At 50.2% G+C, this 15,563-nt stretch carries 8 protein-coding genes and 1 pseudogene; 4 read left to right on the top strand and 5 right to left on the bottom strand.

Annotated features, from left to right (window positions below; all coding sequences use genetic code 11):
• Positions 1-8: 8 nt before the first annotated feature.
• A complete protein-coding gene (locus PRIO_RS03620) occupies positions 9-1,058 on the bottom strand; it encodes an amidase domain-containing protein (protein ID WP_020430634.1) in 1,050 nt (349 codons plus the stop codon).
• A 1,052-nt stretch (positions 1,059-2,110) separates the two neighbouring features.
• Here PRIO_RS03620 and acnA point away from each other — a divergent pair.
• Positions 2,111-4,855, top strand: a complete 2,745-nt coding sequence (gene acnA, locus PRIO_RS03615) for an aconitate hydratase AcnA (RefSeq protein WP_020430633.1) — start codon at positions 2,111-2,113, stop codon at positions 4,853-4,855.
• Positions 4,856-5,021: 166 nt separating this feature from the next.
• On the opposite strand, the pseudogene PRIO_RS37175 reads toward acnA, so the two are convergent.
• Together PRIO_RS37175 and PRIO_RS03605 are read right to left on the bottom strand one after the other, a co-directional pair.
• Positions 5,022-5,222 (bottom strand): annotated as a pseudogene (locus PRIO_RS37175) (response regulator transcription factor); the annotation flags it as partial.
• 2,132 nt (positions 5,223-7,354) lie between these two features.
• Positions 7,355-8,098 carry an IclR family transcriptional regulator gene (locus PRIO_RS03605; protein WP_046501134.1) on the bottom strand — a complete coding sequence of 248 codons (744 nt, stop codon included), beginning with the start codon at positions 8,096-8,098 and terminating at the stop codon, positions 7,355-7,357.
• A 276-nt stretch (positions 8,099-8,374) separates the two neighbouring features.
• Between PRIO_RS03605 and PRIO_RS03600 the strand changes: the two genes are divergently transcribed.
• Entirely contained in the window at positions 8,375-9,343 is a 969-nt protein-coding gene (locus tag PRIO_RS03600; protein ID WP_039790056.1) for an alpha/beta hydrolase, read from the top strand.
• A gap of 40 nt (positions 9,344-9,383) precedes the next feature.
• Here the strand turns inward: PRIO_RS03600 and PRIO_RS03595 are convergent, their stop codons facing one another.
• Together PRIO_RS03595 and PRIO_RS03590 are read right to left on the bottom strand one after the other, a co-directional pair.
• Positions 9,384-11,093, bottom strand: a complete 1,710-nt coding sequence (locus tag PRIO_RS03595) for a sensor histidine kinase (protein ID WP_020430625.1) — start codon at positions 11,091-11,093, stop codon at positions 9,384-9,386.
• A 21-nt stretch (positions 11,094-11,114) separates the two neighbouring features.
• Positions 11,115-12,635, bottom strand: coding sequence for a response regulator transcription factor (locus PRIO_RS03590; protein WP_046501132.1), 1,521 nt, complete (start codon positions 12,633-12,635; stop codon positions 11,115-11,117).
• Between the two features lie 268 nt (positions 12,636-12,903).
• Between PRIO_RS03590 and PRIO_RS03585 the strand changes: the two genes are divergently transcribed.
• Positions 12,904-14,622, top strand: coding sequence for an extracellular solute-binding protein (locus PRIO_RS03585; protein ID WP_020430621.1), 1,719 nt, complete (start codon positions 12,904-12,906; stop codon positions 14,620-14,622).
• A gap of 19 nt (positions 14,623-14,641) precedes the next feature.
• Positions 14,642-15,532 carry an ABC transporter permease gene (locus PRIO_RS03580; protein ID WP_020430620.1) on the top strand — a complete coding sequence of 297 codons (891 nt, stop codon included), beginning with the start codon at positions 14,642-14,644 and terminating at the stop codon, positions 15,530-15,532.
• Positions 15,533-15,563 lie beyond the last annotated feature (31 nt).

Here is a 15,563-nt window from a genome sequence, read left to right as displayed (position 1 = left end):
TTTCTGATTTATAAGTAGTCATTGATGTGAAAAAAACGGTAGGCCGTTCTGTCGGTCCATGCATAGGAATCGCGGTAATCCCAAAACCGGTGCCGGCTGCTGACCGTCCGCGCATTCACCAGCGGCTGCCCAGCCGCATCAAAAGCGGTAACAATCGTGCTATGCTGATAATGGCCGTTGCCGTCCCAATCATACTGGATGATGTCTCCAAGCATCAGCTGATCCGCCCGCTCCACCGTCTCGGCCCGGAGTCCGCTGCTTCGGCCTGCGCTCAAATAACGCTGCAGACTGTCCGACACGGCCCAGCTGAAGCTCCACCATTCCTGCGCGCCGTTGTAGCCTTTGTACCACCAGCCCGTTTCTCTTTTACCAGTATAGTTGATAGGTGCTCCCCCTGCAAAGAGACATTGGGACACATAATTGGTGCAGTCCACATCAAACACTTCAAACTCCGGATTGCCGTCTTTCCACCAGCGGTCTGCATAGGCTGCAGCATCTTCGCGGCGGTAGCGCACCTCTTTGCTGCCGGTAATACTGCGCAGAATATCCTTGTTAAGCAGCGGCTGCGACGGCTGCGGGACAGGGAGCGCCTCCCCCCATTTGGACAGCCGCAGCGCCGGTTCCGCTTCTGCCACTCTGCCCATTGAATTCCGCTCCGGCACGCTGCGCTCTACTGCGGCAATTTCCCAGGTGCTCCCTTCAAGCACAAAAGTCAGCCGCTCCGATTCAATGACATCCTCGCGGTGAGTGATGCCGCCTTTTTCGTAATACAGCGCATTGTGCAGCGCCACATCCGCCACCACCTCTGACGGGTTCTGCCGGATAGTCCGGAGCGTGCGGACCCCCGTCTCTGAACGCAGTGGTGTAATGCCGCGCCGCTCATACCACTGCGTGAGCCGCCGGGAGCGTTCGCCCTGCTCCAGCAGGAACCGCGGGTCCCTGACCGTGCTGCGCTGCTGCTCGGCACCGGGCGCCACCCGCCCCTTATTCACTTGATCTACATATCCATACAGACTTTGCTTCCACTGCTGCTCCATTCCATTGATCCGCCCCTTCATCCCTGTTTTGCTGCTGTTCTATGTATATGAGGAAATCCTCGCAGCTATACAATTGGAATAAGAAGAAACGCTTCGGGCCGGCTGATAGGCTGATACGGGGTTAATACAACTCATCTTAGGTAATGAATAGGCTATTGCAGCCTACTTAATTGAAAACCAACTGTTATCGACTACACCCCGCCCTTACTATTAGTCGAATTGTTGTGTAGGGCTTCTGCAGGGTTTTGGTGTTTAGTATCCCGGGTGAGGAACGAAATCATTAGTACAATTGATGAGAAGGTATGTTAAAAAAACAGAGCATACAAGTGTGCACGCGGAAAGTCTTGGAAAAGGCATGGAACAAATTCAACGTTCTCCGCCCCTCAACTTCTGGCTGGATCAGAGGTACTTTTACCTCTCATTTGGACCAGCAGCCTAGTTCTTCCGAAATCAAAGGTACTTTTACCTCTCATTTGGGCCAGCGGCCAACCCGGTCGATAGTATCAAGAAATTTGTGTAAGGAGAGAACGTACCTTCTTGGAGCTTCGTTTGCTGGTTAGGTGGAAAAAGTATCACTAATTGGCTTGAGCATCAAGTAACCCGGCAGGCTAAGTGGAAAAAGCTACACTAATTCAGCCCGTTTCGCTCCAGATAAAGGCATACTGCTGAATTAAGTTCCCTTTTTCCACTTAAACCTCACAATTGTTGATTTCTGAGGAATTTAAGTTCCCTTTTTCCACTTAGCTTACCTTCCCATTATCACCACCAGCCCACTTTTGACGAAACCAAAGGGATTTCTGAAACTGCTATCTATGCCATATCGCCTCTCATCTGGCCCAGCAGCCCAATTCTCTAAAATTAAAGTTACTTTATACGGACGCTCCCACCACGGCATTTCTGCCAGCACATCCGGTGCAATCCTCATTTTACCAAGCGCTAAAACTACATCCCGCCGGGAAATCCGGGCGTTCCAGCGGCAAAAAAAACTTTACTCCCCCCATTGTAAACGTTATACTTAAGGTATATAAAATATTGAAATGTAGTTTCATCAGATGAAACAAGGAGGCGCATATATGCCAAGCAAGGACCATTTTTCGCTGGCCCGCACCCTGGAGTCAGGCGGCAAAAGCTATCGCTACTATCATCTTAACTCCCTAGAAGAGCAGGGCGCAGGCGATATTTCCTCCCTGCCGTTTTCCATCAAAGTATTGCTTGAGGCTGCTGTCCGCCAATACGACGGACGGGCGATTACCGAAGAGCACGTGAAGCAGCTGGCCGGCTGGTCAGGCGGCATCGACCGCAACAAAGAAATTCCGTTCATCCCGGCCCGGATCGTGCTGCAGGATTTCACAGGCGTACCGGTAGTTGTCGATCTGGCAGCCATGCGCGATACCGTCAAGAAAGCCGGCGGCGACCCGAAGAAGATCAATCCGCTCGTCCCGGTCGACCTGGTTATTGACCACTCGGTTATGGTCGATGCTTTTGGTACCGCAGACGCGCTTGAATACAATATGAACGTAGAGTTCGAACGCAACGAAGAACGCTACCGTTTCCTGCGCTGGGCACAGACAGCCTTCAACAATTTCCGCGCCGTTCCACCGGCAACCGGAATTGTGCACCAGGTTAACCTGGAGTATCTGGCCTCTGTGGCAGCCACCAAAACGAGTGACGGTGAAACTGTAGTATACCCGGATTCCCTGGTCGGAACCGATTCCCATACGACGATGATTAACGGCCTTGGCGTAGTAGGCTGGGGTGTGGGCGGCATCGAGGCGGAAGCGGGGATGCTGGGGCAGCCGCTTTATTTTGTGACACCGGATGTGGTGGGCTTCAAGCTTACAGGCAGTCTGGTTGAAGGGGCTACCGCAACAGATCTGGCGCTGACCGTCACCCAAATGCTGCGCAAAAAGGGCGTAGTCGGCAAATTTGTCGAATTCTACGGACCGGGTCTGGCCAACATCAGCCTGGCTGACCGCGCGACAGTGGCCAATATGGCTCCCGAATACGGGGCGACCATCGGTTTCTTCCCTGTGGACGACGAGACGCTCGCCTACCTGCGCAGCACCGGCCGTCCGGATGAACTCGTGGAGCTGGTTGGAGACTACTATAAGGCGCAGGGAATGTTCCGTACCTCGGATACACCGGACCCGACATTCACCGATACCATTGAGCTTGACCTCGCTTCGGTGGTTCCAAGCCTTGCCGGACCGAAACGTCCGCAGGACCGGGTTGAGCTGACGCATATGAAAGAAAACTTCGAAGGCATTATCCGCACACCGGTTGACAAGGGCGGCTATGGCCTGAGCGATGATAAAATCAACGAGGTTGTAGAAGTGCAGCATAAGAACGGGACCACCAGCAAGCTCAGCACAGGCGCGGTTGTGATTGCCGCAATTACGAGCTGCACCAACACCTCCAACCCAAGCGTAATGCTCGGGGCCGGTCTGCTCGCCAAAAAAGCCGTAGAACGCGGACTGACCAAACCCGGATACGTAAAAAGCAGTCTCACTCCAGGCTCGCTGGTTGTTACCGAATACCTGGAAAAGGCGGATCTGCTGAAGCCCCTGGAAGCGCTCGGCTTCTATCTGGCCGGTTACGGCTGTGCCACCTGTATCGGCAACTCCGGCCCGCTGCCGGATGAAGTCAGCCAGGCGATTACAGACAATGATATGACTGTAGCAGCAGTTATATCCGGGAACCGGAACTTTGAGGGCCGGGTGCATGCGCAAGTCAAAGCAAATTACCTGGCGTCCCCGCCGCTTGTCGTAGCTTATGCGCTGGCGGGTACGGTCAACATTGATCTGAAAACGGAGCCGCTGGGTTATGATCCGCAAGGCGAGCCTGTATACCTTGCCGATATCTGGCCAACCTCCGCGGAAATCCGCGAAGCCATCGGCCTCTCCCTGAGTCCGGAGATGTTCCGCCGCAAATATGAGAATGTATTTACGGCCAACGAACGCTGGAACTCCATTCCAGTGCCGGAGGGCGAGCTGTACGAATGGGATGATAACTCTACGTATATCCAGAACCCGCCGTTCTTTGAGAATCTGGCAGACGGTGTCGGCGATATCAAGGACATCCGCAATGCCCGCGTGCTTGCGCTGCTTGCCGATTCCGTAACCACCGACCACATCTCGCCAGCGGGCAATATCTCGACCTCCGGCCCTGCCGGTGAATATCTGCGGAGCCACGGCGTGGAACGTGCAGACTTCAACTCCTACGGCTCGCGCCGCGGGAACCATGAAGTGATGATGCGCGGCACGTTTGCGAATATCCGCATCCGCAACGCAGTCGCTCCGGGAACGGAAGGCGGAGTTACTACCTTCCTGCCAAGCGAAGAAGTGATGTCGATCTATGATGCATCCATGCTGTACCAATCCGCAGGACAGAATCTGATCGTCATCGCCGGCAAAGAGTACGGCACCGGCAGCTCGCGCGACTGGGCAGCCAAAGGCACACTCCTGCTGGGCGTCAAAGCCGTTATCGCCGAGAGCTTCGAGCGGATTCACCGCAGCAATCTCGTCGGCATGGGGGTACTTCCGCTGCAATTCCAGGAAGGCCATGGCTGGAGCAGTCTGGGCCTGACCGGACGCGAGACCTTCAACATCACCGGACTCGGCAACGATGTTCAGCCGGGCCAGGAACTGGCTGTCACTGCGACCCGCGAAGACGGCACCCAGTTTGAATTCCCGGTTATTGCCCGTCTTGACAGCACCGTGGATATCGACTACTACCGGAATGGCGGCATTCTGCAGACCGTCCTCCGCCAGATGCTGGCGGACGCCACCACATCGGATTCAGCGCTGCCGGTGGAATAAATCTTTGGGAATGAACGGATACCGGCGCGTGTCTCCGGTAATCCGGTTCCTTCCTGAAACAAACAGCCTCCAGTCACTCCCTTGCGGGATGATTGGAGGCTGTTTGCTTTATCATTTGTTTGTATAGTTTGCCACACTACGATGTAAGAGGAGTCCATAACAAACGCTAAATCTCAAGCCCCTCTGAATTCAGAATTCTTTTATAGATAAGGGCAATAATCTGCGAGCGGTCCGTCACGTTCATTTTATTAAAAATGCGGCTTAAGTGGTTTTTGACCGTATGTTCACTGATGAATAACGCAGAAGCAATTTCCTTATTGGTCTTGCCGAGGATAATCAGCTCCAGCACCTCTTCTTCGCGGGGCGAGATTCCCCACTCTTCCTTCGGCGATTTAAGCGCCGCGCTGTTCAGGAGCTTCCCGGGCGAAACTGCCTGCTCCTGCTGCTGATCCCCGGACCGGCTGAGTATAAACGACTGGAACGACGCCAGCAGCTCCTCATTGATTGCCGCCTGTACATTACAAACCATCTTAAATCTTGAGAGATCAACCCATTTCTCCCTGCTGTTCACCTGCGTTTCCCCCTGCTCCCGCTCACCCGTATGCTGCAGTACAAGAGCCAGCACCTGGGCCCCAAAGGAGAGTAAAGGTTTCTCGATGTCAAAATAAAAAGCAGACAACCGGTCCACCTGATTCAGCAGCAGAATCTCTTCGGTAAAGAAATCGTATTCATCCAGCAGTTCCAGCTGAAATGGGGCCAGCAGGCAGCTGCGTGTAAGCCGTTCAGAATCGCTTTCCGGCATTCCCAGGTACCGGCCAAAATCATACGCCAGCCCGGAAGCCTCCTGCGAAACACGATGGAGCCCGGGATAGGTGTCCTGCAGCAGATTGCGGAGATTATTCAAAAATACTCCGGCATGCTTGGTGTACCTGCTGTCCTTTTCCAGTAGACGGATGGCCGTCGCAGCCAGGGTGGCGATGCATTCCGTAAATGCCCGCCATTCCCCCGCTTCGCTCTGCTGCCGGAAACCGACGGACAAGATGCCCTTGAATGCATTTTCGGCGATGAGCGGACATTCCAGCAAATAACGCTCGCCTGCGGCTTCATGGATGATGGAGGCGGAGAGAAAGGCCTGCGGGGAATACCGCTCCTCCAGATCCTTCACATATAACTGCTCTTCCGCTCCAGTCCAGCCTCTGGAGTAATATGTACTCTCGGCATCTTCCTGGTTCATAAAAAAGACAAGCACCGGCGAAGGCGAAAAAGGCATGCTCATCAAGGTATCGAGCAGCACGCTGCCCAGTTCCTTATATGTTGTGACTTGCGGCAGCTGCCGCACGGCTTCCTTAAGCCGGAGAGTTCCTTCCTTGCGCAGCTCTTCCCGCCGCATCAGCTTCTCGCCTCTGTCCGAAAGCCCCACCAGGGAGGCAACGAGCTGTTCCTCAAGGTCGTAGCTTTGCACCTGTTCGTTTTTGCTGAATCCCACCGCCAGCAAAAGCGCTCTCCTGCCGCCGTAGATCAAGGCCGGGTAGCAGGACAAATACTCCGGCTGCGGAAGGCCGCACTTCGTGAAGAACAACGACCTCGGGTCTTGCGCAGTGGTTCTCCAGTGCCTCGGCTCTTTGCCAAGCACAGCCTGTCCCAGATACCCGTCGCCTTGCTGGAAAACAGCATTCAGCAGCAGCGGCGCCCCTTTTCCGGCGGCATAATCCACCTGGAATCTGCCATCCTCATTCTCTTTGGCAAAAGCGTACAGGTCCCCAGCCGAGGAACTTGCCGCCAGCTGCTGCAGAACCTCTTGAACTTTGAGGTAGTCCTTCTCCAGGCCTGTTAAGAGCCGGGAGGTCATTTCCCCAATCCTCGGCACTCCGGAAGTAGCTGCACAACCGGATAGCAGTTTACAGAGAATCCGGCCCAGCACCGCAATCTTCTCCCGTACCTCGGCAACCTGCTCCAAGCTGAGCTCAGTTTGGGCAAGCAGCTCTTTCTTCAACTGGGCAAAGGCAGGATGATTTTTCATTTTCGCTTCAAAAACGGGCATGATCAGCGCTTTGGTGCCCTCTTCCATATAGACGCCCGCCCATAGATAATAAGTCTGTCCATAACCCGGGAACAGCGGGGTAATAACGTATTTTAATCCGGCAATCCATTCCTCCAGAATGACTGGATGCGACAAAGAACCCAATCTGCGCAAGGTAGGCTTGAAGGGGTGGTCCAAATCCTGCAGAGAAGTCAAAATGATCTCATAAAACGTTCCGGTGGCCACTGGACGGGTAAAAACATTCCCTTCCTGATCCGTAAGCACAATAGCCTGACCGGTGGCTTTGCCGAACGTTTCCTGGACCTGCTCCATCTCCTCTATTAATGAATCGGGTAATACAGTAGCCATCCTATCACCCCATGCCCCGGAATTAACCATAACTACCTATAGATAATGACTGTATAGCTCTCACTTACTAATTACCCCCTAAATCGACTAAATAACGAAACCTCAATACATTAGCCCATCATCAGGCCCATTTCTGCGGCGTTTTCAGCCAAAACCACGGCATAATCCTCCAGCATCTCCCGTGAGAGGCGGCTGACTGGCCCCGACAGCGAAAGCGCAGCGGCCACGGTTCCCGCCCGCCCGACAATGGGCACAGCCACCGCCGCCGCACCCGGCTCCCGTTCCTCAAAGCTTGTCGCATAACCCCGGCGGATAATCTCCTGCAGCTGCCCCAAATATGCGCCTTTGTCCACAGCCTCCGGCCAGTTCGGGTCGGCCAGCAGACGGGTCTGGACCTCCTGCGGCGCATAGGCTGCCAGCACCTTGCTCGAAGCGCCTACCGATAGCGGCAGCCTGGCACCAATCTGTGCGACCCGGCGGATCGCCTGGCGGCTCTGCACAGCCTGGATGCGTACACGCTCCAGATCATCGCGCAGATACAGGCTGACCGTCTCTCCGAGCCGGTCACGCAGCTTCTCCATCGCCGGAAGCAGCAGCGCCGCCGGTTCATCCAGGGTCGGCAGATGCGTGGACAGCTCCCAGATACGGATACCCAGGCGGTATTTTTCCGTCGCTTCATTGCGCAGAAGGAACCCTTTTTCCTCCAGCGTGGTCAGCAGCCGGTGTACCGTGCTTTTGTGCAGACTGATCTTGGAGGCAATCTCGGTCAGGCTCAGATCATTTTCCTGTGTAAAACACAGCAATATATCCAGTGCCCGTTCTACCGCGCGTACAGTCAGTTTACGGTCCTCCACTGCGATCTCCCCTTCAACTGTTTCATTAAATGAAACCCGGTTACATTATTAAGATAACCAACTCTATCTTAGAGCAAATGCCCCGGCAAAGTCCAGCAGTTTCGGAGAGCGGAAAAGAATGGGCCGCACTTTACAGTTGCGTTACAAAAGCGGCTAATTCATTGACTTTGTAAGATCATAATCATACGATTAAACATATGAATTATATTTCCGGACACTCTAGGAGGGGACCCTATGGATTTAGCAACCACGCATACCGGCACGCCGGTCTCCCGTATGCCCGGTGAGCACAAACCAAATGCTGCACCCAAGCTTTCACTGCGGATGATTCGCGTTAAACATATTATTGTCGCTTTGCTTCTGTCCGTTTTTTTCTTTTTTGTCTTCTGCTTCATCGCACTGCACGGTTATATCGCCTGGGTGCTGTCCAACCCTACAGTGGCCCCGCTGTACTCCAATCCGTCAATGGCCAAAGGACTGGATTATGAGGATATCACCTTTCCGGCGCTGGACGGCAGCCGCATGATGCAGGGCTGGTACATTCCGTCCAAGGGTTCGTCCAAAACGATCGTGTTCAGCCACGGTTATGGCGCCAACCGCGAGGAAACCTGGGTCCCGATGTACGATCTGGCCCATTATGCGCACAGCCTTAATTTCAACGTAGTCATGTTTGATTACGGCTTTGCTTCCAAGACCAACAAGGATATCGCCACCGGCGGCAAAAAAGAATCCCAGCAGCTCCTTGGCGCCATAAGGTACGCCAAGGAGCATGGAGCCAAAGAGATCGTTGTCTGGGGCTTCTCGATGGGGGCGGGTACTGCTCTGCAGGCGGGACTTGTCACCAAAGATGTCGATGCCATGATTCTCGACAGCACCTTCCTGCTTGAGCCGGATACGCTGTACCATAACATCAAGCAGAACATTGATCTGCCCCGCCAGCCCTCCCTGGAAATTATGGAATTGCTGTTCCCGGTGCTGAACGGCACAGGCTTGAACCAGATTCCTTATACCAAGGTCAAGGCGGAGGATTACCCGTTCCCTACTCTCTTTCTGCACGGCACCAATGATGACAAGGCTCCTTATCCCATTGCGGAAGAACTTGCGGCTAATCAGAGCAACCCGTACTCGGATTCCTGGATCGTGAAGGGCAGCCACCATGAGCTGCTGTTCCGCGAGCATCCGCGCGAGTATCTGCGGCGTGTGTCCGCTTTTCTGGGCAACGTGCAGCTGGCCAAAGCCCGGTAGAACAGACGCGCACGCTATTTAAGCCCATGGGCAGCACATCTTAATTGTGTTCATCATAAGGAATTTTGAGCAGGACCTGCGTTCCTTCTCCGGGAATGCTGTTAATCGTCAGTCCATACTGTTCGCCGTACATTACAACAGCCCGGTCATTTACATTTTTAAGCCCGTATCCTTTGGATTGAGATTTAAGCAATAGGGCAAGCCGCTCCTGCTCCACTCCGATTCCATTGTCAGTGATCAGAAAAACTATGCTTTGATCTTCTTTTTTGCCGGAAAGATGTATGATTCCGCCGCCGTCTTCACGGTTTTCAATTCCATGAATGATCGCATTTTCGATTAAAGGCTGAAGCATTAAATTGGGCATGCGGCAGGAAAGAATGGAATCATCAATCTGATAGTCTATCTCGAAACTGTTGCTGTGCATAATCAGCTGGATATTAATATAGGACTGGACATTAAGAATTTCGTCCGAAACCGATATCAGATTCTCGCCCTTATTGAGCGTAGTACGATAAAAGGTAGATAAAAGCTGCGCCATTTCACTGATATCCGTCGCATGGATCCGAATCGCCCGCCAATTTATTAATGACAGGGAATTGTAAAGAAAATGAGGATTGATTTGCGCCTGCAGAGCTTTCATTTCGTATTCCTTGCGTGCGATTTCCCCCACATACACAGTATCGATAAGAGTCTTGGTTCTTCCCAGCATACTGCCAAATCCCCGGATCAGATCTCCAATTTCATCTTTAGAATCGCTAAAGACTTTAATCTCTAAATTCCCTTCACCTATAAGTTTCATATTTTTGTGCAGGCGGTGGATAGGCAGCATAATTTTCCGGGAAAAGAGTGTGCCCGCCACAACGACTGCAGCGATGCAGGCGGCAATCATCAACAGGACGGTCAAGGCAATCCACCACGCCGATTTAGTGATCAGACTTGTCGGCTTATACAAATATACTTTCCATCCTGTTATCGGAATCGAAGACTGCAGGACGGTGTAGTTCTTCCCACTCCAATGAAGCTCATCAGCTTCCTTATCAGAAATGGGGATACCTGAATTTGTACGGTCAGCCCCCGATGAATAGATAGAATTCCCGTTGGAGTCCGTTATGACTATCTCTGCTCCATGAGATTCGAGCGGTTCAAACGTTTTAAACAGTGCATCATAGTCTACAAGTGCAAACAGAATGTTATCTTTGGGATTTTCCTGTTTTGTGCTGAGGATACGCCGGGCACTATATACACTCCTGCCGCTCGAAAACCAGAGAACATCAACCGACTTCATGACATGCGGATACCATGAGGCTTCTTTAATTTCATCGATAGGTCTTACTGTGTTTCCATGTGGAGGCAGATTCGTTCCGGTATACAAGATGATTTGTTTTACCCCGGTGTTTAAGTACCGCGCTGTAAAGAAATTCTGATCGATTACGTTATTTAACTGGTCATACATTTCATACGCACTGGTATACGTGGTGTTGGCGGCATTCACAATCTCCTGGTTGAAGCTCAGAAAATTCATTACTTTATTGTAGACATCCAACTGGTTGTTTACAGCCAGGACGCTTTGTTGTAATGTGGCATTCAGATCGGCTTTTGACTGCTGCACTAAGAGCGACCTGGTTTCTGAGAAGCAAAAACTTCCGAGAACAATAACAGGAATCATGCTGACCAGCAAAAATGAAAGCTTTATTTTCGTTTGAAATCTAAAGTCTCCGATTTTCTGTTTAAAGGCCTTCCACGTTTGCATGCCGTTCCTCCCGGGCCGGGGTTATTTCTGATTGTACTGCCGGAATTTCTCAGGAGTCTGCCCAAAAAAATCTCTAAAATTCTGACAGAAATAAGAAACGTTTTGAAACCCCACTGAATAACAAATATCCGAAACCTTAAGATGGGTTTGCTGCAGCATGTCCTTCGCTATATTCATACGGACATTTTTAATATACTTGTTCAAGCCGCAGCCCGTATTTTTTTTGAAAATGGAGCTTAAATAATGGGGCGATAAATGGATCTTGGCCGCAAGAAGATCCAGGCTCAAATCCTCGCCATAATGATCCTCGATGTACTGCTTTACGGCAGCAATATCCCGGTTTAGAAATTCCGAACTGTTATACTCCCGGTCAAGAAGAGTAATTCCGGCTATTATAATCTCTTTTATTTCCTTTAATTCTTCTGACTTATATATTTTTTCGATTCCATGGCTTAATTCCATTTCAGAGATAGGAGCAGAATACGTCATAATTTCCTGATATAAAGAGGAGAACATATACTTCACATATAATTGTGAGAATTGCGCCTGATTCGCATACTTTTGATACAAAAGATCTGTATTTGCCCTAAGACTGAAAATGTCCCTTTCTTTCAAATTATTCCTGATGTGATCTAAAAGCTCGTAATCGGATAACCCGGGGAGCATGTCATTAGCAAAATAAACATCTTTCTTCACTTCAAATACAAAATGATCCGGTGAGAAGAACCGGTATTCCATCAGTTGATCCAGTTGAATCAAAGCAGCGGAAAGATCCTGCAGCATTGTGAATTCATCATTGATAGCGAGATAGCAGTGTACTTTATATTTATCCAGTATACTATCATGCAAATGCGCGCCTAAATCACGAAAAGAACAGGAGGACACGGCCGGTAGACCGGGAAATAACAGCAAGCTCTGGCAGCCATTCAAATTCACATAATCAACAGGGTCCTCTAGTAAAGACAAGATAAACTCTTCAAACTCCGGTCCGGCATTTTCAAAAAAGTTCTTGTCAAATTCCAGCAAAAACATGCCATGATAACGATCGGGAAGCTCAAATGAGATCTCCTTCATGGAAGGAGGGATTCCCAGGCCGTTAACAAGATTAAATAGCACATGCTTTTTGACATACTCAAGTTTGATTTGCGCAGCGATGTGTTCCTGTTCCTGATCTGTGAGCTGAGCGATTACTTTTTGCATCGTATTCCGAAAAGCTTCAACATTGATCGGCTTGAGAAGATACTCAGATACACCAAGGGAGATGGCGGTTTTTGCGTATTCAAATTCAGCGAACCCGCTGAACAGAATAACCTTTAATTTGGGCTGGAGGGTCAAAGCTTCGGTTGTAAGCTGCAAACCATCCATTATGGGCATCCGGACATCAGTAAAAAGGATATCGACAGGATTCTTCTCCAAATACTCAAGCGCCTTTCGGCCGTTTTCCGCCGTTTCGATATGGAGGAAAAACCCCAGTTCACGAATGAGAAATTCAATGCCTTCCCGTTCTTCCCTCTGGTCATCTGCTATTAGTATAGTTAACATCCCGGCCGCCCTCTCCATGCGCTGTAATCCATTTGTTCCTATTCATGTGTATTGTACCATGATTTCAATGAGCTTTTCAGTAAGCCGAACGCTCTGCTTCAAGTATGTTATTTATTTGTGTAAAACGTAATTTATTTGTATTTACGCTCAAAAGTAAAGGGTTCTACAATAAAGAAGCCAAATTAATTCCGGGTTCATAGCAAGCCGGCGCTTTGAATCCCTTATCTTTAGCACACTGACTCAACGTATTTATTAAGGAGGTTCTTATATGTCATCCAAGATCACAAAGTCCTGCTCTATTGTATTGACAGCGCTTTTAGCCGTTTCAGTCGCAGGCTGCCAAAGTTCCAATTCCAATAATGATTCAGCCAAAAGTCCTGCTGTTGATTCAAATGATCCGGCGTGGAAGGAAGCCCAAACGTCTCCTTATACCCCATATCCTGAAACCGTTACCTACTCCATCGGACAGGTAGCCTCCAACTTCTCCGCGCTTGCGGGAACGCCTTATGAAAAGGATAATGCAACCGACAATGTGTGGACCAGATATTTCAAAGAGAAACTCAACGTGCAAAACAAAGTTGCATTTGAAGCAAATGACGGCACGGACTATAACCAAAAGGTTTCAATGGCCATTGTAGGCGGCACGATTCCTGACATCATGGTTGTCCCTGACCTCTCTACTCTGCAGCAGCTTTATGAAAACGATCTTATTGCGGATTTGACAGATGCTTATAACCAATGTGCCAGCGACCAAATTAAGGAGATTTACGACTCCTATAAGGGTCGTGTGCTGGATACCGCAAGGTTTGACGGAAAATTGATGGCGCTGCCGACTACGGAAATTTCACACGGCCCGGGGGTGCTTTGGCTGCGCAAAGACTGGATGGATAAATTGGGACTCGCAGAGCCCAAAACCATGGAGGATGTAGAGAACATCATCACGCAGTTTGTTGAAAAAGACCCTGGCGGCAATGGAGCGGGAAACACAGTCGGTCTCGTGGTCGACAATGAAAATACCGCTGGTGTTTCCGGCGGCCAGTATGAGCTGAACAACATCTTTACGCTGTATGGCGCATTCCCGAAACAATGGATGGATGATGGAAGCGGCAAGGCAGTGTATGGTTCCGTGCAGCCCGAAATGAAGCCAGCCCTTGCAAAGCTGGCGGATATGTACAAAAAAGGCTTGATCGACAAGCAGTTTGCCGTACGCACAGCCGACGACCGGAAAGCGCTGCTTACCAGCGGAAAGAGCGGCTCGTTCATGGACAACTGGTGGGGAAGCTGGACGGTAGCGGATTCGATTAAATTGAATCCAAATGCCAAATGGGTTTCTTATGTAGCTCCGCAGTCGGAGGATGGTTCAGTAACAATGTTCACCGGCAATCCTTCAAGCAGTTACCTTGTGGTCCGGAAAGGGTTCGAGCATCCCGAAGCCGCTATAAAAATCTCCAGCCTTCAGTTTGATTATCAGCGCTATCAAGAAAAAGATGAAGCGGTCTTAAAGAAATTTGAGGATTACGCCAGCCTTAACGTTGGGGGATCTCCGATTGCTATCAATATCGATTACTATGATGCATTTTACCGTAATGTCGGAATTATGGAAGAGGCGCTGAAAACAGGGGACAGCAGCAAACTGCTCACCAGCAACGATAGAAACGCCTACCGCTCCTACAAAAAGTATCTGGATAACGTAAAAAACGGGGAGAAACTGGATTCGAATGGATGGGCCGGTTATACCTCGAGCATCACGACGGCCAACCTGGTCAAGAATTCAAAGATCAAGGAAGTGAACCCTGTATTTTTTGGAACGACGCCTTCCATGGCACTGAAGTGGCCGACGCTGACGAAAATGGAGCTGGAAATGTTCCTGAAGATCATTACCGGCGAGCAATCTCCTGACGCTTTTGATAGCTTTGTCAGCAGCTGGAAAAAAACAGGCGGCGATACGATTACGAACGAAGTCAACGAAGCAATCACCTCCAAATGATAGAAAGAGATGATTCTGAATGAACAATAAAAAAGACCAGGCTGCGTTCCACCTTATGCTCGCACCAAGTATCGTTTTTCTGATTATTTTCTCGTTTATCCCAATGTTCGGTATCGTGATGGCTTTTCAAAATTACATTCCTGCTAAAGGCATCAGCGACTCAGCGTGGGTGGGACTGGATAATTTCAAGTTTATGTTTCAAATTCCCGACAGCAGGCAAATCTTAGTCAATACTATAGTCATAGCCTTATGGAAAATTATTGTGGGCACTATTGTTTCAATCGTATTCGCCTTGCTCTTGAACGAAATCCGTGTACGATTTGCCAAAAAATTCATGCAGACCGTTGTATATCTGCCGAATTTTCTGTCCTGGGCCGTGCTGGCTACTGTCGTAATGAATATTTTCTCATATGAAGGTCCGGTCAACGCATTTTTGGGATGGCTTGGCATTGATCCGGTATTGTTTATGGCCAGTAACCACTGGTTCAGACCTATGCTGGTATTAACAGATGTCTGGAAAGGCTTCGGATATGGCTCTATCATCTATTTGGCCTCTCTGACGGCAATTGATCCGGGGCTTTATGAAGCGTCTTCCATTGACGGCGCCAACCGCTTCAAACAGCTGTGGCATATCACGCTGCCCGGCTTGATGCCTACCATCCTGCTCGTTACAACTTTAAATCTGCCCAACGTGCTCAATGCCGGATTTGACCAGATTTTCAATCTGTATAACCCTTTAGTTTACGCAACGTCCGATATTATTGACACCTATGTATACCGGGTGGGCCTGGTAGAGCGGCAATACAGCCTGGGAACAGCGATAGGGCTCCTGCGGTCGGTTGTCGGAATTGTCCTCATCCTTTCCGCCAATAAACTGGCACAAAAACTTACTGATTACAGAATCTTCTGAACAAGGAGGTGTTATTCATTTACACTCATTC

This window comes from Paenibacillus riograndensis SBR5, from assembly GCF_000981585.1.
GTDB lineage: Bacteria > Bacillota > Bacilli > Paenibacillales > Paenibacillaceae > Paenibacillus_AQ > Paenibacillus_AQ riograndensis.
The sequence above is the reverse complement of the archived record's forward strand: the minus strand, read 5'-3'. Positions and strand labels throughout refer to the sequence as shown.

Coding starts and splice junctions, on each gene's coding strand:
- acnA (WP_020430633.1), top strand. CDS start 2,111: ATGCCAAGCAAGGACCATTTTTCGCTGGCCCGCACCCTGGAGTCAGGC.
- PRIO_RS03600 (WP_039790056.1), top strand. CDS start 8,375: ATGCCCGGTGAGCACAAACCAAATGCTGCACCCAAGCTTTCACTGCGG.
- PRIO_RS03620 (WP_020430634.1), bottom strand. CDS start 1,058: ATGAAGGGGCGGATCAATGGAATGGAGCAGCAGTGGAAGCAAAGTCTG.
- PRIO_RS03595 (WP_020430625.1), bottom strand. CDS start 11,093: ATGCAAACGTGGAAGGCCTTTAAACAGAAAATCGGAGACTTTAGATTT.
- PRIO_RS03585 (WP_020430621.1), top strand. CDS start 12,904: ATGTCATCCAAGATCACAAAGTCCTGCTCTATTGTATTGACAGCGCTT.
- PRIO_RS03580 (WP_020430620.1), top strand. CDS start 14,642: ATGAACAATAAAAAAGACCAGGCTGCGTTCCACCTTATGCTCGCACCA.
- PRIO_RS03590 (WP_046501132.1), bottom strand. CDS start 12,635: ATGTTAACTATACTAATAGCAGATGACCAGAGGGAAGAACGGGAAGGC.